The organism is Nocardia sp. NPDC057455, from assembly GCF_042802775.1.
In the GTDB taxonomy this organism is placed as follows: domain Bacteria; phylum Actinomycetota; class Actinomycetes; order Mycobacteriales; family Mycobacteriaceae; genus Nocardia.
Map to the genome: position 1 here is coordinate 1 of NZ_JBHVDM010000126.1, position 16,336 is coordinate 16,336.

A 16,336-nucleotide genomic window follows, 5' to 3' on the forward strand; every position below is an offset into this window, starting at 1 on the left:
CGGCTACGCCATTCGCGGGCGGCGGCGCCGATCGGTCGCGCGACAGCGGTCCCGACCGGCCGCGGGTGACGGGGCCGACCGGCCGCCGCCCGCGGCGTCAGTCATGCGGCTCGAACGGCCGGGAAGGGCTCCCACCGGTAGGTCGTTCCCGCCGCACCGTGGAACAGCGCCAGGTCCACGGCGTCGAGCACGGCTTGGCGCGGGCCGGAACGCGCCAATTGTGCGGCGGAGACGGCCAGCCGCAGCACGCCGCCGCGACGGGCGGTGCGCGCGGCGCCCATGATCAGGGCGCGGCACCACCAGGGTTCGGCGCGGAAGCCCTCGCCGATGCCGTACACCCTGGACTTCTGCGCCATGTTGCGCTCGAGGTCGATGATCGAGGTCAGTCCGAGCGCCAACCGGAAACCGACCTCGGGCAGCGCGTCCAGCGCGCCCACCGAGGCATCCCAGCGCGGGGCCGCGAACAGCCGGGTGCGCAGGTCGGCCTGCTCCAGCACCCGGTCGGCGGCGGTCAACCGCAAGCGCGCCTCGTGCCGGGGCAGCGCGGCGAACTCGGCGCGCCGCCGCTTGGTGGCCGCTTGGTCGTAGCCGTGCAGGACGATGGCGTCGCCACGGGCCCGCCGGCCGCGCAGCCAGGCCTGCGTCGCCGGGTCGTCGAGCAACCGGTATTTGCCCTTCAGCCGCGGAGCCACCAGCAGCGAGAGCGGCACGCCGCGCCGATCCATCTGCTCGGCGAATCCCATCGCCGTGTCCCGGGTGGTGTCCCTGATCCCGGAGATCGATACGACCAGCTCAGCGTTCATGAACCCACGGTGCCAGCCGCACGTGTCCGCGACGTGCAGGCTATATGACCAGGTGGCGAACACTCCGTCACGCCTGTATCGGGCGCTCGCCCCGCGCTCGGCGCGCCACCGATACCGACTCGGCCACCGGTTCGCGCGTGTGGCCGGCCGGCGCGCTACGCGTCGGCGAGACCGACCGTGTCCAGCACCCACGCGTGCTCGAAGGCCACTTCCCGCCACTTCTCGTAGCGCCCGCTCACTCCGCCGTGGCCCGCGCTCATCTCCGTCTTCAGCAGCAGCGGCGCGTCGCCGGTCGCGGTGGCGCGCAGCTTGGCGATCCACTTCGCGGGCTCCACGTAGAGCACGCGGGTGTCGTTCAGGCTGGTGATCGCCAGGATCGCCGGATAGTCCTTGGCCTCGACGTTCTCATAGGGCGAGTAGGACTTCATGTACTCGTACACGTCCTTGTCCGCCAGCGGGTTCCCCCACTCGTCCCACTCGATCACGGTGAGCGGCAGCGACGGGTCGAGGATGGAGGTGAGCGGATCGACGAACGGCACGTTCGCCAGGATGCCCGCGAACAACTCGGGGGCCAGATTCGCCACCGCGCCGACCAGCAGTCCGCCCGCGCTGCCGCCGTCGGCGATCATCCGGTCCGGGGCGGTCGCTCCCGCGTCGACGAGATGCCGTGCGCAGGCCACGAAGTCGGTGAAGGTGTTCTTCTTGGTGAGCGTCTTGCCGTGCTCGTACCAGAGCCTGCCCATCTCGCCGCCGCCGCGCACGTGCGCGACCGCGAAGACCATGCCGCGATCCAGCAGCGACAGGCGGGCGACCGAGAACGACGGGTCGATGCTCGCCTCGTAGGAGCCGTAGCCGTAGAGCAACAACGGCTTCGGCCCGTCGGCCGCGGTGGTCTTCTTCCGCACCAGCGAGATCGGAATCCGGGTGCCGTCCTCGGCGACCGCCCACTGCCGGTGCTGTTCGTAGTCGTTCGCGTCGTAGCCGCCGAGCACGGGCTGTTCCTTGCGCAGCAGCAGCTCACCGGTGGCCGGGACGTAGTCGAACACCTGCATCGGGGTGATGAAGGAGGTCAGCCCGATCCGCAGGGTCGGCTGGGCCCACTCCGGGTTGGAGCCGACGCCGACCGCGAACAGTTCCAGATCGAAGTCGAGCTCGCGCCGCTCGCCGTAACCCGCGCCGGTCAGCGGCCACACCGCGATCCGGGTGAGCGCCTCGCGCCGGTAGCTGAGCACCAAGTGGTCGCGGAACGCGTCGATGTCCTCGAGCCGCACGTCCTCGCGATGCCCGATCAGTAGCGTCAGGTTCGACGGGTCGTCGACCGGCGCCTCGGCCAGCACGAAGTTCTCTGCCTTGACGCCGTCCACCACGTCGTTGTGCAGGATCAGGAAGCGGTCCGCACCGCCGATCACCGCGTGCTCGGCGGAGTACTCCACCCCCTCGCGGCGCGGCAGCAGCACGCGGAACTCGCCCTCGGGATCGTCGGACTCCAGCACCCAGCCCTCGCTGGTGATCTTGGATCCGACCCAGATCATCAGGTATCTCTCCGAGCGGCTGGCGCCGATGCTCACCCAGTAGCGCTCGTCGGGCTCGTGGAACACCTTCACGTCGGGATCGGTGCTGCCGAGCCGGTGCCGCCACACCGTGTCGGGCCGCCAGGACTCGTCGACGGTCTGATAGAAGACGTGGCTGCCGTCCAGCGACCAGGTCGCGCCCGGTGCGGTGCCCGCGATCTCGTCACCGAGCAGTTCGCCGGTGCGCAGATCTTTGAAGCGCAGCACGTACCGCTCGTCACCGACGTTGTCCACCGAGTAGGCCAGCAGCGTGCCGTCGTGGCTGATCGAGAACGCGCCGAGCGCGAAGAAGTCGTACCCTTCGGCCAGCTCGTTGCTGTCCAGCAGCACCTCTTCGCCCGGCACCTCGGTCTCGGTGCTCAGCTGAGGTGGTGTCCATTCGTCGATGCCTTCGGCGCCCGCGGCGATCGGGCACCGGCAGTGCACGCCGTATTGCTTGCCCTCGAAGCTGCGCGAGTAATACCAGTACTCGCCCAGCCGGGTCGGCACCGAGAGATCGGTCTCCTGGGTGCGCGCCTTGATCTCGTCGAAGATCGTCTCGCGCAAGGTGCTCAGGTGCTCGGTCTGCGCCTCGGTGTAAGCGTTCTCCGCCTCCAGATAGGCGATGACGTCGGGATTCTCCTTGTCCCGCAGCCACTCGTACTCGTCGACGAACACGTCGCCGTGGTGCACCCGCTCGGTGGGCACCGTCTCGGCGACCGGCGGCGCCATCGCGCCGCTACCGGGTTCGGAGATCGTTCCGCTGTCGAGAGCCATGGCGTCTACCCTACTGTCCGGAGGCCTCGCCGCCCGCCGCGCGGATGATGCCGTCGAGCACGTCGCTCGTCCGGCGCAGATCGTGCATCGCCTGATCGATTCTCGCGCGTTCCTCGGTGAGCTTTTCCACCAGGAACGGCGTCGCCGTGGCGTTGGGTGTGCCGTCGACGTCGTGGATGCAGGGCAGCAGTTCGCCGATGGTGTCGCTGTGCAGGCCCGCGGCGAACATCTCCTGGATGCGTCGCACCCGCTCGACCGCGGCCTCCGGATACTCCCGTTGCCCACCCGAGGACCGCTGCGCGGCCAGCAAGCCTCTGGTCTCGTAGTACCGCAGCGACCGGACGCTCACGCCGGTCCGCTCGGCCAGTTCACCGATCCGCACGTTCACTCCTTGACCTAACATCAATGTCAGGTTTTACGGTACAGCCATGCTGCTGTTGACCGAATACCGCAACCATCCGCTCGACCTGCCCAACCGGGTGGTCATGTCACCGATGACCCGGCTGCGCTCACTCCCCGACGGCTCGCCGTCCGGCGATGTCGCCGACTACTACGCCCAGCGCGCGACGGCCGGGCTCATCGTCACCGAGGGCATCTGGCCGCATTCGAGCGGTCAGAGCGAAGCGTGGGTGCCCGGATTGCAGACCACCGCGCACGTCGCGGCGTGGCGCCGGGTCACCGAGGCGGTGCACGCGCGCGGCGGCCGGATCTTCGCGCAGCTCATGCACGGCGGGCGCAAGGGGCACCCGCTCGCGCGGATCGATGGGTCCTGGCCCGCCGGACCGTCGGCGGTGCTGGACGACGACCGGGTGCATCTGATCGACGGTGGCAAGGCCGATCCGATCACGCCCGCCGCCCTCGATCACGCCGGAATCGCGGCCGCGATAGAGCACTACGCCGCCGCCGCGCGCAATGCGATGGCCGCGGGCTTCGACGGTGTCGAGATCCACGGGGCCAATAGCTATTTCCTGCACCAGTTCCTCGCCGACAACACCAATCTGCGCGACGACGAGTACGGCGGTTCCATCCCCAACCGCATGCGGCTGCCGCTGGCGGTGGTGGACGCGGTGACCGAAGCGATCGGCGCGGAACGCACCGCGATCCGGCTCTCGCCGGGCAATCCGCAGTTCAACATGTACGAGGCCGACCCGGGCCCGCTCTACCGCGCACTCGTCTCCGAACTCGACCGGCGGCACCTCGCGTACCTGCACCTCACAGACGACGACCGCTACCCCGCGCTGCGCGACCTGCGCCCGCGCTGGCACGGCACGCTCATCGCGAACATCGGCGAGAACCGCGAGCCGACCACGGCGGCGGGCGCCGAACAGGTGCTGCGCGCCGGTCTCGCCGACCTGGTCTCGTTCGGCAGGTCGTTCATCTCCAATCCCGATCTCGTGCACCGCATCCGCTACGACCTACCGCTGGCCCCCATCCGCGAAGAGTTCCTGTACGGCCGCACCGCCGAGGGCTACAGCGACTATCCGAACTGGACGGCAGCCGAATTGGTACGCGACTGACCTGCCGCTTCGAAAAGGCGAAGATCAGGCCGGGTCGGCGGACTCAGGTCCCCAGCGCACCCCGGATCGAGGCGGCGAGGTAATCCAGATCCTCCCGTCGCGGACTGGTCGGACGGCCACGCAGACCGAACCCGTCCCCCGGGGTGCGCGGGATGACGTGCAGGTGCACATGGAAGACCTCCTGCCCCGCCGTCACCCCGTCCGCCAGAAAGAAATTGACCCCGTCGCACCCCACCTCACTGGCCCGCAATGCCGCCGCCAGCCGCTGCCCCACCTGGAACAACTTCCCCCCGACCACCGGATCGAGTTCCGCCAAACTGCGCGCCGCCACCTTCGGCACCACCAGCACATGCCCCGGCGTCATCGGCCGAATATCCATGAACGCCATGACATCGTCGTCCTCGTAAACCTTGCTCGACGGCGCCCGCCCGGCAACGATATCGGCGAAAATCGTGTAGGGATTCACGACCCGCAGCCTATGCGGTCAGCTCCTGGCAGTAGCTGGGAGAAGTGGGCCCGACTCTTCACCGGACGGTGGGCAGTCGGGTTTCGCGCTGTTCAGGGGTATCGCCGATCGTAATCACTGTCCGCACCAGCGGCATGACATTGCTTTCCAGTTCCCTCCTGCGCCGAATGCCCAGGCGATGGCATCAGGCCACCACAGCGCAGGCTCGGTGTGCGGCGGTACATGCGTGTACGGAAGATGCGCCGACTCGTCCACGAAGGCGTGGATGGGCACCGAGGGACGCCCGGCCGCCGGTCCGGCCGACGAGCTGATTCGTCGCGAAGGCGTAGTCCCGCTATAGAATCGGCGACGGCGAATACCGCGCCGCGTCCGGGTACCGGTCGACCAGTTTCTGTACCTGCCCGATGACGTCGGCGGCCTGGGATTCGGCCGCGCCGACGAACGCGGACTTGTCGGCCAGCGCCGCGTCGAGGGCGGGGCGATCGAGCGGGAAACGCGGGTCGGCGGCGAGCCGGTCCAGCAGGTCGGGCTCGCGGCCCTGCTCGCGCATGGCCAGGGCGACCGCGACGGCGTGTTCCTTGATCACCTCGTGCGCGGTCTCCCGGCCGACACCGGCCCGGACGGCCGCCATGAGCATGCGGGTGGTGGCGAGGAAGGGCAGGTACCGGTCCAGTTCGCGGGCGACCACGGCCGGATAGGCGCCGAACTCGGCCAGGACGGTGAGGAAGGTTTCCATCATCCCGTCGATTGCGAAGAACGCGTCCGGCAGCGCGACGCGGCGCACCACCGAGCAGAACACGTCGCCCTCGTTCCACTGCGCGCCCGCCAGCTCGGCCGCCATCGAGGCGTAACCGCGCAGCACCACCTGCAAGCCGTTGACGCGTTCGCAGGAGCGGGTGTTCATCTTGTGCGGCATCGCCGAGCTGCCCACCTGACCGGGCTGGAAACCCTCGGTGACCAGCTCGTGCCCGGCCATCAGCCGGATGGTGTGCGCGAACGAGGACGGGCCCGCGCCCACCTGCACCAGCGCGGAGAGCACGTCGTGATCCAGCGAGCGCGGGTAGACCTGGCCGACGCTGGTGAAGACGGTCGCGAAACCCAAATGCCTGGCCACCTGCTGCTCCAGCCGGGCGAGCTTGGCCGAGTCGCCACCGAGCAGGTCGAGCATGTCCTGCGCGGTACCCATCGGGCCCTTGATCCCGCGCAGCGGGTAACGGTCGATCAGCTCGCGCAGCCGGGTGAGCGCGATCAGCAGTTCGTCGGCGGCGGAGGCGAACCGTTTACCGAGCGTGGTGGCCTGCGCGGCCACATTGTGCGAGCGGCCCGCCATCACCAGCGCCTGGTATTCGGCGGCGCGCACGGCCAGTCGCGCGGCGATCGCGACGCCGTGGGCGTGCACGTGTTCGAGCGAGAGCCGGATCTGCAGCTGCTCGACGTTCTCGGTGAGGTCGCGGCTGGTCATCCCCTTGTGCACGTGCTCGTGCCCGGCCAGCGCGTTGAACTCCTCGATGCGCGCCTTCACATCGTGCCGGGTGACCCGCTCCCGTTCGGCGATGGAGGCGAGATCCACCTCGTCGAGCACCCGCTCGTAGTCGGCGATGACGCCGTCGGGCACGTCGACACCCAGCTCCGCCTGCGCCCGCAACACCTCCAGCCACAGCCGCCGCTCGAGCACGATCTTGTGCTCCGGTGACCACAGGTGCACCAGCCCAGGACTGGCGTAGCGGGTGGCGAGGACATTGGGGACGATGCTCACGTCCGGTCAGTCTAGTGCGCGGTAACGATCCACTTGCTGGGGCGTGGCACGCACGGGACCGTCGGCGCTCGCGTAGGCCGCCGGTTCGGGGGTGGACGCCCGCGCCGGGGGCGCGACGATGTCGATCACTTCCAGCAGCGCGCCGCGGGCCATCCGCCGCGGTTCCGGGTCCATCTCGGTGAGCGCGGCGACCACCGCGCCGTCCACCACCGCGACCAGTCTGCGCAGCTGTTCCGGACGCACCATCCGGTCGGATCGGCGCAGCACGTCGGCCAGCAGTTCGTCCAGCTGGGCGCGCAGCCGTAGCTGGACTTCGCGCAGCTCGGGGTGCCGCGCCGAGGCGACCGACCGCTCGTAGCGGGCGATCAGCTGCCCGCGCGCGCCCTCGTCGGCGCCGTCGCTGCCCACCAGCAGGTCGAGCACCAGGTCGACGGTGGCTTCCGCGCCGCGGCGGCGATGGCTGACCTCGCCGACCCGCCTGCGCATCGCGTCCAGCTCGGCATTGCCGCTGAACTCGACCGCGCGTGCGATGAGGTCGTCCAAGGATTCGAAGTAGTAGGTGGTCGACGCCAGGGGCAGATCAGCGCGCGTCGCAACCGAACGATGCCGCACCGCCTCGAACCCGCCTTCGAGCAGGAGTTCGGCGGCGGCGGCTATCAAAGCCTGGCGACGCCGTTCGCCTTTCGGGGTCGTCGCGGTGATCACCGTGCCATCGTGCCAGTCGTCATCAGTTCTTCCAGGGGAAATCGGCGAGGAAAAGCAACCATCGTTGTTTTACCGCATCCGCGCGGCAATGGTGCCGAACTGCGGAAAGTTCTTGCCGGAGAAAGCTTTCACCCACCGAGATAGTGCCCTAGACGCAGCAGCGCCGCCTTGATGTCCGCGGTGGCTCCGGCGAACGAGAAACGAACCGTGCGGTGTCCGTTGACGGTGTCGAAATCGACCCCCGGCGCGAGTGCGACGCCCGTGTGGTTCAGCACGTCGGCGCACCAGGCGCGGGAGTCGTCGGTGAGGTGACCGATGTCGGCGTAGGCGTAGAAGGCGCCGTCGGCGGGGGCGAGGTCGGTGATGCCCAGTTTCGGCAACCCGTCCAGTAGCAAGCGCCGGTTCACCGCGTACCGCCGGACGTGCCCGTCGAGTTCCTCCTTGGCCTCCGCCCCGAACGCGTGCAGCGCCGCGTACTGGGAGATGGCGGGCGGGCACACGGTCAGGTTGGAGGCCAGCCGCTGCAACGCGGGGCGCAGCCCGCTCGGCACCAGCATCCAGCCCAGCCGCCAGCCCGTCATGGAGAAGTACTTGGAGACCGAGCCGATCACCACCGATTCCCGCGAGGTCTCCCAGGCCGACGAGGTCGCGTTGTCGGCGCCCGCACTGTCGTAGGTGATGCCGTGGTAGATCTCGTCGGAGATCAACAAGGTGCCGTGCTCCTCGCACCAGCGGGCCAGCGCGGCGAGTTCGGCGGGGGCGATCATGGTGCCGGTGGGGTTGGCGGGGCTGGCCACCACCAGACCGGCGGGCGGCTCCGGGAGCGCCTCGAGCATGGCGACGGTGGGCTGGAATCTGGTCTGGGCGCCGCAGTCGAGTTCGAGCACTCGGCAGCCGAGCGCGGCGAGGGTGTTGCGATAAGCCGGATAACCGGGACGCGCGACCACGACGGTGTCCCCCGGGTCGAACGCGGCGAGGAAGATCAACGAGAACGCGCCGGACGAGCCGGTCGTCACCACCACGTCGTCCGCATCGACCTGGTAACCATAAGTGTCCCGATGGTGTTCGGCGATCGCTTCCCGGATCGCCAGGATGCCGAAAGTCTCGGTATAACCGAGCAATTCGGACCCGATGGCCAGCTCGGTCGCGCGCAGGACCGGCGCGGGCGCCGGCGTCGACGGCTGCCCGGCGGCGAGCACGAGCACATCACCGTGGGTCCGGGCGCGTTCCGCGGCGGCTTTCCAGACATCCATCACGTAGAAAGGTGGAATGGTCGACCGGCGAGATTCTCTGGACACTCGACAGACGGTAGAGCACCCGTTCCCGCACGGTCGCGGTTATGGTCTCCCCTGATGCTCGATAAGTCTCGACGAGGCGGGCTCGACCGAGTGCGCGGAGTGGCCGGCGTCGGCGTCATTCCGCCCGATTGGCGCGCGCGCTCGCCGCGACGCCCCGGCAAGCGGCTCATCGGGGGTGGCGGCAAGCTCGATCCGCGCGCCCGGTGGGGCCGCCGCCACCACTTGCGAGCCTGGTGGGAGCGCAAACCGGACCCTCGCGACCTGTGGCGGCGCAAACCCACCGGCGAGGAGTTGCTCGCGTTGGCGCGCAAGCACCAGGTGCTGCTGGCCGGGTTCGTCGCGACCGCGGTGTTCGCCGCCGGCGACACGTCGTTCGCCGGGACGGTCACCGATCGCACTCCCGCGCCGGATCGCGCCCAGCGCGTCGCCGTCGCGTATCCGCCGCAGATGCAGAACACCCCACCGTCGGTGACGAGGTTGCTCAACGCGATCGCCAATGGAGAACGGCTGCGCGAGCAGGCCGTGGTCGCCGCCGCCGCGCGCGCGACGCTGGAACGCGCGAAGGCCGAGGCCGCCGCCGCCGTCGCAGGCGAGCGTCAACCGTGGATGACCGCGACCGCGCCGGTGCAGCCCGGGGCGCTCCCGCCTGGCGGCGGGGGGTTCGTTCTACCCAGCCGCGGTGTCTTCACCTCCGGCTTCGGGTCACGCTGGGGCACATTCCACAACGGCATCGATATCGCGGGCCCGATCGGGACCCCGATCTACGCGGTCGCCGCCGGCACGGTCATCGACGCGGGACCGGCGCAGGGCTTCGGGCTCTGGGTGCGGATCCGCCACGACGACGGCAGCATCACCGTCTACGGGCACATGTACGACTTCTTCGTCTCGGTCGGCGAGCGGGTGCCCGCGGGGATGCAGATCGCCCGCATGGGCAACCGCGGCGACTCCACCGGCCCGCACCTGCACTTCGAGGTGCTCGTCGGCGGGCAGCACGTGGACCCGCAGCAATGGCTGGCACTGCGCGGACTCACGTTCGGCTGAGCGGGACGCTCGCGATGGGTCTGCGCCCACCCGCCGGCCACGGAGTGTGGATGTGCACCGGCGCGATGCCGATCCGACCGTTCATACGCGCGAGCGCGCGCCGGACGAGCCGCCGGTTCAGACCTCGATGCGCCCCTCGACGGCGGCCAAGCCGATGTCCGTGCGGTAGTGGCTGCCCGGCAGTTTGATGGCGGCGATGCGGTCGTAGGCGCGGGCGCGGGCCTCGGCGAGGTCGGCGCCGACGCCCACCACGTTCAGCACCCGGCCGCCCGCGGAGAGCAGGGCGCCGTCTTCGCGCTGCGTAGTGCCCGCGTGCAGCACCGTCGCGTTCTCGTCGAACGCGCCCTCCCCCGCCCCGGAGATCGCGTCGCCGAGGCGCGGGCGGCCCGGGTAGTTCTCCGCGGCGAGCACCACGGTGATCGCCGAGCCGTCACGCCAGCGCGGCGGGGCGACCTGCGCCAGCGTGCCGGTGGCGGTCGCGTACAGCAGCTCGCCGAGCGGGCTGTCCAGCAGCGCGAGCACCGCCTGCGTCTCGGGATCGCCGAAGCGGCAGTTGAATTCGACCACGGCGGGACCGGACGCGCCGATCGCCAACCCCGCGTAGAGCAGACCGGAGAATCCGCTGCCCCGCCGCACCAGTTCGGCCGCAACGGGTTTCACCACGTCCTCGACGATCGCCGTGGCGGTCGATTCGGGCAGCCAGGGCAGCGGCGTGTAGGCGCCCATGCCGCCGGTGTTGGGCCCGGTGTCGCCGTCGCCGACGCGCTTGTGGTCCTGCGCGGGCAGCAACGGAACCACCGTCTCGCCGTCGACCAGGCAGAACAGCGAGACTTCCGGTCCGTCCAGGAACGATTCCAGCAGCACCGGGTGGCCCTGCTCGAGCAGTTCTGCCCCGTGGTCGCGCGCGGCGGAGCGGTCGGCGGTCACCACCACGCCCTTGCCCGCGGCGAGTCCGTCGTCCTTGACCACCCAGGTGGGACCGAAGCGGTCGAGCGCGTCGTCCAACTCGGCCGGGTTGTCCACCACCTCGCTGTGCGCGGTGCGCACGCCCGCAGCGGACATCACGTCTTTGGCGAATGCCTTGGAGCCCTCGATCCGGGCGGCCGCGGCCGACGGCCCGAAGCACGGGATGCCCGCGATGCGCAGCGCGTCGGCGACACCGAGCACCAGCGGGACCTCGGGACCGACCACCACCAGGTCGGCGTCCACCTCCGTGGCCAGCGCGACCACGTCCTCGGCGGCGCATGGGTCGACCGGGCGGACCTGCGCGTGCTGGGCGATGCCGGCATTGCCGGGCGCGGCGAAGAGCGCGGTCACCGCGGGGTCCCGGCGCAGGGCCAGGACGAGGGCATGTTCACGGGCTCCGGAACCGATGACGAGTACACGCACGGCAGACAGCCTAAACGAGCCGTTCGGCGTCTTCGCCGCTGCCGGTGCGCGCGAAGGGGATGATGAATAGGGACAACGGATGTGGGGCCTGACCGCTCCTGCCACCGGAGCACCCGAAGGAAGTACAGACAATGGGGCTGATCGACGGACTGATGGGCAACGCCGGCCGGATCGATCCGGGGCAGGCGCAACAGGAGTACGGCAAACTCCTCGGCAACGGCGAACAGGTCTATGCCGCGTACCTGCTGGTCCGCGACGCGATGCTGTTCACGAACCGCCGCCTGATCCTCATCGACAAGCAGGGCGTGACCGGCCGCAAAGTGAGCTACCACAGCGTGCCCTATCGCGCGATCACCCATTTCTCGGTAGAGACCGCGGGCACCTTCGACCTGGACGCCGAACTGGCCATCTGGATCGCGGGCACCGCGGAACCGCTGTTGAAGCGGTTCAACCGGCAGGTGGACATCTACGAGGTGCAGGGCATCCTGTCGCACTTCGTCGCGGTGTAGCGCGGGCCGGTCCGGCGCCCCGGCGCACCGCCCGGTCTACGCTGCGGGACATGGCTTCTGTCTTCAGCGCGATCATCGCCGGTCAGCTTCCGGGCCGCTTCGTCTGGGAGGACGACGAGTTCGTCGGCTTCCTCACCATCGCCCCGGTAACCCCTGGTCACACCCTCGTGGTGCCCCGCAAGGAGATCGACCAGTGGCAGGACGTCGACGCCGACACCTTCGCCCGGCTCACCGCCGTCGCCCAGAAGATCGGCCGGGCCGTCCGCGCCGCGTGGGACGCACCGCGCGCCGGTCTGCTGATCGCGGGATTGGAGGTGCCGCACCTGCACGTCCATGTGTTCCCCGCCTTCTCGATGGGGAACTTCGACATCTCCGGCGCCGACCCGAACCCGAGCCCCGAGTCCCTGGACGAAGCCCAGGCCAAGATCAAGCAGGCGCTGCGCGACCTCGGCTACGGCGCCGGCGTTCCCGACTGAATCGCGCGTGAGAAGGGTCCGGCCGCGCCGCGCGTCCGAACCCTTCCGCTTCCTATCGTCAGCCCTGCACGTCGTGCAGCGGGGTGTCCACCCCGCCCACCGCTACCGTCGCCAGCGTCTGAGCCGGCGTCCAATAGATCCGGCCGTGCTCGAAATCCTGATAGGTACCGGTGTCCCAGGGGATCTCGTCGCTCGTCGGCCAGCCCAGCGGCCCGTTCTCGTAACCCGAGCGGTTCCAGCGGTCGCGGATCGCGCCGTGCACCCAGTAGACGCTGCCGCTCGATTGCCGCCGGTAGAGCGCGCCGCCTTGGAAGCCTTGCACTTCACCCGCCACCTGGCCGTCCGGCCTGGACAGAACGGCGCGGTCGGTGATCGGGTAACCGAGCGGACCGGCCTCCCAGCCCAATGCCTCGAACTTTCCCCACAGTGTCTCCGGGATGGCGTGTGCACCGGTGTCCGGATGCCAATAGATGTACCCGTGCTCGAACTGGGCGAAGCGGCCCGCCCCATCGGGCGTCGTCGTCTCCCCCGCCGTGATCCGGGTGCCCAGCCATGGATTCGCGGCGGCGCAATCGTTGATCGCGTTCGGCTCCGAGCCGGTGGGCTCGCCGGTGGCGAAACCGCGCACGTCGTCGGCGAACACGTCCCAGGGAAAATTCGGCCCCACGTCGGTGTGCGTGCCGATACCGAGACACTCGGTGACGTACTTGTGGTCGGAGATGCCCTGACGCCGCTGATAAGGCGGCGCGATGACATGCGTGTCGAACCCGTATTTGCGCGCGTCCTGCACCGCGAGCCAAGCCGCGATCCGGATGTCGTCGCGGATGCGCAGCCAGTCGTTGCGGCTCCATGCGGCGCGGCTGCCCGCGAAGCAGAGGTTGATCGTGAACGAGTTCGCGTCCAGCACCGACCAACTGGCCAGATCGGTGTCGACCACGTCTACCACTACGCGATCGCGCACGGTGTAGTGGTAGCTCACCCCGTTCGCCGGGTTGTTGAGGTAGTTGGCCAGGCTCTCGGCCGTTCCGTTGCCTTCCTGGGTGTGCAGCAGGAAGTTCTCGACGCGCGCCCCATGACGGCTGGACGCGGAGTCGCCCATTCGGTCCAATTCGACGTAATCCGGTTTCTGCATGGCTCCCCCTGGATTCGAGATGGCCTTCGACCACTGGCCGTAGTCGTCGGCGAGAACCTTGTTCACATCCACCCCGACGCCGGCGACCCGGTCGCGGTCGATGCGGACCTGATGGATCTGCGCGGCCGGGTGGTCGCCGTTGATCGACGAATCGCCGGACCAGTTGTGTTGCCAGAACCAGTTGGCGACGCCGTCCTCGAGCGCCCAGTCGATGCACCGGGCATTGCCGTACATGCCGGTCCATTCCATTCCGACAACCGATGCCCAGCCCCGCAGAAACGGAGCGATCAGCGAATTCCACTCCGCCAACGATGGATTCGCGTCGACAGGCGCATACAACGGACGGAAACGGGGGCCGCCGGCCGCGAGGTGATAATCGAGCGCGATCCGCGCATGACGCACACCCGCCTCGTAACCGCCTTTCCAGTCCGACGTCTCACCTTTGCCGTACTGGTAATTGCTCACTATCTCGAGCCCGATGGCGCGCAATCGGTCGCAGTAGTCCCGCCGCAGCGGCTTCGCACCGAAATTCGTGCCCGGACGGGAATCGCTGAAGTAGCCGATGACGCCCGCGTATCCGGCGTCCTTGATCGCTTGCGGCTCGATGAGTGCGGCGGAGAAGTCGATCAGCTCAGGCATCGCGCACCCCCGAGGTCGTACGAGCCCGCGTATCGGTCCGCGGCAACGCGTTGTATTCGTACATCTCAGCAACTTTCGACGGATGAAGAACCCGATACAGCTAGGTTCACCCGAATATGCGCGAAGTATGCCGACATGTCTCTTTTGTAGCTCATCCGGTGTTTGCGCGTGACCTGAACAGGCTCATCACGAGACCTGTTTGCGCACACCAGACTACAAACAGACTCGTAGCCGAAAACATGCTCGTCAGTCGGTAATCAGATTCGCTGAAGATTCGCTAACGGCCGTCATGTTGGTCGGCCGCTTCGCTCGACTATTTCGGCCGGACCTGGAATGACGAATCGTCCAAGCCTTCCACCCGAATTCGGATCTGACGTGCGCGGCACCTCGATCACGAAACAGGCGCAAGTTACCCACCCGGCCGAGCCAGTACCCGTCGATCCGCTCAAATCTTGACGCCGGCCCACTTCGCGAACCGGGCCAGGGAGTCGGTTCCGCGGCGAGCGTGGGCGAGTATGCGGACGGTCTCGTGGACCTGGGGATGATTGCGCGTCAGTCCCGGTGCGATCCGACGTGCTCGGTCCAGACTGGCGAGGGCGCGCTGCTTGTCCCCGTGCAACAACCACGCGCGAGACACGTCGATCCAGTGATGCCCGGCACGGGACGGCGTGACCGAGGCCGGTAGCCGAATCCGCTCGGCGCGTGTGACCGCGGTCGTGCCATCCGACAACTCGACGGGCACAGCCACGGAATGGATCGCGACGTTCGGCAAATGGAACCCGGTCCCGTACTCCTGATACCGGTCGGAGGTGATCGCCTCGCCGATCCGGCGTGCTTCCCGGAGATGTGTGTCGGCGGTATCGGCGTCGAGCGCACGGGCCGCCAGTATCGACCCGCGCAGGTGCAACGCACCCCGCACCGCGAGGACTTCCGGTGTCGTGGGTAGCTGTTCACCGGCGGCGTGCGCGCGTTCGATGATCCGCAGCCCACCGGCGTACGCGCCGGAGTACAGCAGGATCAGCGCGCGATGGTAGTCCGCCGCGAGCGGCCACGCAGGGTCACCACTGCGTTCCGCGGCCCACACGCAGCGTTCGGCGGCCAGCCCGGCGAGGTCGAGGTAGCCGTACCGGTAGGCGACCGACGATGCGCTGTTGTAGGCGTAGGCGAGCGTCGAATAGATCGTCTCCAGGCGATGCCCCGACGGCTCGTCGCTCGCGAGCAGGTGCAAACCATGGATCACGTCAGGCAGTTCGGCAGTGTGCTCGCCGTACCGGCCGCGGCGCCTGCTCTCCTGGACTCGATGCAATGCCGCGGTCAGCTCTTCCAAGGTGGTCGGCGAACTCAGTGGTTCGTCGTTGAACGCCAGGATCTTTCGGCGCAGCTCGCGGATGGTGGCGTGCGCCCCGGCATCGTCGCGCACCGGGGTGTAGGGCTGCCCGGTCAGGTCGTCGATGTTCACCCCGAGGGCGCCGGCCACGGCCGCGACGAACGCGGGCGAGGCTGGGCGGGCGCCCCGCTCGACCTTGCGCAGCAGCGACACCGAGACGTTCGCCTTCTGCGCGAGCTGTAGCTGTGTGAGCCGAACGAGCTTCCGCGCCCTGGCGGTACGTTCCCCGATCCCGGCATCGTCCATGCCTCCACGGTGACACACGATGTGCCGCTTCGCAGGGGCTCATCCAGGACAAGGTATCCGCAGGCCCCGGTGTCGGGTTTGAGCGCTCGGATTCCCCGGCGCCGGGCGCCCGACCAAACCACACACAACACGCAGAGGGGTACAGCCAATGCCCGCAGAACTCGCAGTCACCCTGATCGTCATGGCCGCCGTCGGCGGTCTGCTGATACTCGTCTTCTGGGTGCTGCCCTGGTTGATCGACGTCGGCGGCGAGCCGGAGGAGTCCGTCCCGGCGCGCGAGATCTTCGCGCGGCTGGAGGACGAGCAGCGATGACGACGCGACGTTCCTGGGTCGAGGACTACTGCGAAGACGGCAATATGCCTGCCGACGACGAACACGCGCAAGGGCTGATGAATCTGCACGCGAGCTGCACCCCGCCATGCCCGCGAAAGCGGAGCGCCGAGCGCTACCTCCGCGAGCGCGACGAAGGCAAGAGCCGCGGCCGCTACCCCTGAGCTTCAGACGCGCAGCGGCTGACAAGAGCCCCCTGTCAGGATTGAACTGACGACCGCTCGCTTACAAGGCGAGTGCTCTACCACTGAGCTAAGGAGGCGGGAAAGCGGTTGTCATCATAACCGGGGCTGCCGTCCGGGTGACAACGGAAC

Annotated in this window: 16 protein-coding genes and 1 tRNA gene; 6 read left to right on the plus strand and 11 right to left on the minus strand. The window is 68.8% G+C overall.

What is annotated here, in order from left to right:
- Nucleotides 1-101 precede the first annotated feature (101 nt).
- From ACFU5M_RS31580 to ACFU5M_RS31590, 3 genes are all read right to left on the minus strand, one after another.
- On the minus strand, nucleotides 102-803 hold the full coding sequence (locus tag ACFU5M_RS31580) for a DUF2334 domain-containing protein (protein WP_379054740.1): 702 nt from the start codon (nucleotides 801-803) through the stop codon (nucleotides 102-104).
- A gap of 155 nt (nucleotides 804-958) precedes the next feature.
- On the minus strand, nucleotides 959-3,130 hold the full coding sequence (locus tag ACFU5M_RS31585; RefSeq protein WP_379054742.1) for a S9 family peptidase: 2,172 nt from the start codon (nucleotides 3,128-3,130) through the stop codon (nucleotides 959-961).
- Nucleotides 3,131-3,140: 10 nt separating this feature from the next.
- On the minus strand, nucleotides 3,141-3,512 hold the full coding sequence (locus ACFU5M_RS31590) for a MerR family transcriptional regulator (protein WP_379054744.1): 372 nt from the start codon (nucleotides 3,510-3,512) through the stop codon (nucleotides 3,141-3,143).
- 46 nt (nucleotides 3,513-3,558) lie between these two features.
- Here ACFU5M_RS31590 and ACFU5M_RS31595 point away from each other — a divergent pair, with 46 nt between their 5' ends.
- Nucleotides 3,559-4,647: an alkene reductase gene (locus tag ACFU5M_RS31595; protein WP_379054746.1), complete on the plus strand. Its 1,089-nt coding sequence runs from the start codon at nucleotides 3,559-3,561 to the stop codon at nucleotides 4,645-4,647.
- Nucleotides 4,648-4,690: 43 nt separating this feature from the next.
- Here the strand turns inward: ACFU5M_RS31595 and ACFU5M_RS31600 are convergent, their stop codons facing one another.
- From ACFU5M_RS31600 to ACFU5M_RS31615, 4 genes are all read right to left on the minus strand, one after another.
- Nucleotides 4,691-5,113 (minus strand): HIT family protein, encoded by a 423-nt coding sequence (locus ACFU5M_RS31600; protein ID WP_379054748.1) that lies wholly within the window; start codon nucleotides 5,111-5,113, stop codon nucleotides 4,691-4,693.
- Nucleotides 5,114-5,447: 334 nt separating this feature from the next.
- Complete coding sequence (purB, locus tag ACFU5M_RS31605) at nucleotides 5,448-6,869, minus strand: adenylosuccinate lyase (protein ID WP_379054750.1); 1,422 nt, start codon at nucleotides 6,867-6,869, stop codon at nucleotides 5,448-5,450.
- A 6-nt stretch (nucleotides 6,870-6,875) separates the two neighbouring features.
- Entirely contained in the window at nucleotides 6,876-7,574 is a 699-nt protein-coding gene (locus tag ACFU5M_RS31610) for a TetR/AcrR family transcriptional regulator (protein WP_379054752.1), read from the minus strand.
- 128 nt (nucleotides 7,575-7,702) lie between these two features.
- Nucleotides 7,703-8,872, minus strand: coding sequence for a pyridoxal phosphate-dependent aminotransferase (locus ACFU5M_RS31615; protein WP_379054754.1), 1,170 nt, complete (start codon nucleotides 8,870-8,872; stop codon nucleotides 7,703-7,705).
- A 54-nt stretch (nucleotides 8,873-8,926) separates the two neighbouring features.
- Between ACFU5M_RS31615 and ACFU5M_RS31620 the strand changes: the two genes are divergently transcribed.
- Entirely contained in the window at nucleotides 8,927-9,913 is a 987-nt protein-coding gene (locus ACFU5M_RS31620; protein WP_379054756.1) for a M23 family metallopeptidase, read from the plus strand.
- A gap of 117 nt (nucleotides 9,914-10,030) precedes the next feature.
- On the opposite strand, the gene purD is transcribed toward ACFU5M_RS31620, so the two are convergent.
- Entirely contained in the window at nucleotides 10,031-11,302 is a 1,272-nt protein-coding gene (gene purD / locus ACFU5M_RS31625; protein WP_379054758.1) for a phosphoribosylamine--glycine ligase, read from the minus strand.
- A 131-nt stretch (nucleotides 11,303-11,433) separates the two neighbouring features.
- On the opposite strand from purD, the gene ACFU5M_RS31630 reads away from it, so the two are divergent.
- Both ACFU5M_RS31630 and ACFU5M_RS31635 read left to right on the plus strand, forming a co-directional pair.
- Nucleotides 11,434-11,811, plus strand: coding sequence for a PH domain-containing protein (locus tag ACFU5M_RS31630; protein WP_379054760.1), 378 nt, complete (start codon nucleotides 11,434-11,436; stop codon nucleotides 11,809-11,811).
- Nucleotides 11,812-11,861: 50 nt separating this feature from the next.
- Complete coding sequence (locus ACFU5M_RS31635) at nucleotides 11,862-12,287, plus strand: HIT family protein (RefSeq protein WP_379054762.1); 426 nt, start codon at nucleotides 11,862-11,864, stop codon at nucleotides 12,285-12,287.
- 58 nt (nucleotides 12,288-12,345) lie between these two features.
- Here ACFU5M_RS31635 and ACFU5M_RS31640 read toward each other — a convergent pair whose 3' ends face one another.
- Nucleotides 12,346-14,058, minus strand: coding sequence for a glycoside hydrolase domain-containing protein (locus ACFU5M_RS31640; RefSeq protein ID WP_379054764.1), 1,713 nt, complete (start codon nucleotides 14,056-14,058; stop codon nucleotides 12,346-12,348).
- Between the two features lie 445 nt (nucleotides 14,059-14,503).
- Nucleotides 14,504-15,691: a helix-turn-helix domain-containing protein gene (locus ACFU5M_RS31645; protein ID WP_379054766.1), complete on the minus strand. Its 1,188-nt coding sequence runs from the start codon at nucleotides 15,689-15,691 to the stop codon at nucleotides 14,504-14,506.
- 148 nt (nucleotides 15,692-15,839) lie between these two features.
- Here ACFU5M_RS31645 and ACFU5M_RS31650 point away from each other — a divergent pair, with 148 nt between their 5' ends.
- Both ACFU5M_RS31650 and ACFU5M_RS31655 read left to right on the plus strand, forming a co-directional pair.
- Nucleotides 15,840-16,004 (plus strand): hypothetical protein, encoded by a 165-nt coding sequence (locus ACFU5M_RS31650; protein WP_379054768.1) that lies wholly within the window; start codon nucleotides 15,840-15,842, stop codon nucleotides 16,002-16,004.
- On the plus strand, nucleotides 16,001-16,186 hold the full coding sequence (locus ACFU5M_RS31655; RefSeq protein WP_379054770.1) for a hypothetical protein: 186 nt from the start codon (nucleotides 16,001-16,003) through the stop codon (nucleotides 16,184-16,186). Before ACFU5M_RS31650 ends, ACFU5M_RS31655 begins: the two co-directional genes overlap by 4 nt.
- 26 nt (nucleotides 16,187-16,212) lie before the next feature.
- On the opposite strand, the gene ACFU5M_RS31660 is transcribed toward ACFU5M_RS31655, so the two are convergent.
- Nucleotides 16,213-16,284: transfer RNA gene (locus ACFU5M_RS31660), tRNA-Thr, on the minus strand.
- Between the last annotated feature and the right edge of the window lie 52 nt (nucleotides 16,285-16,336).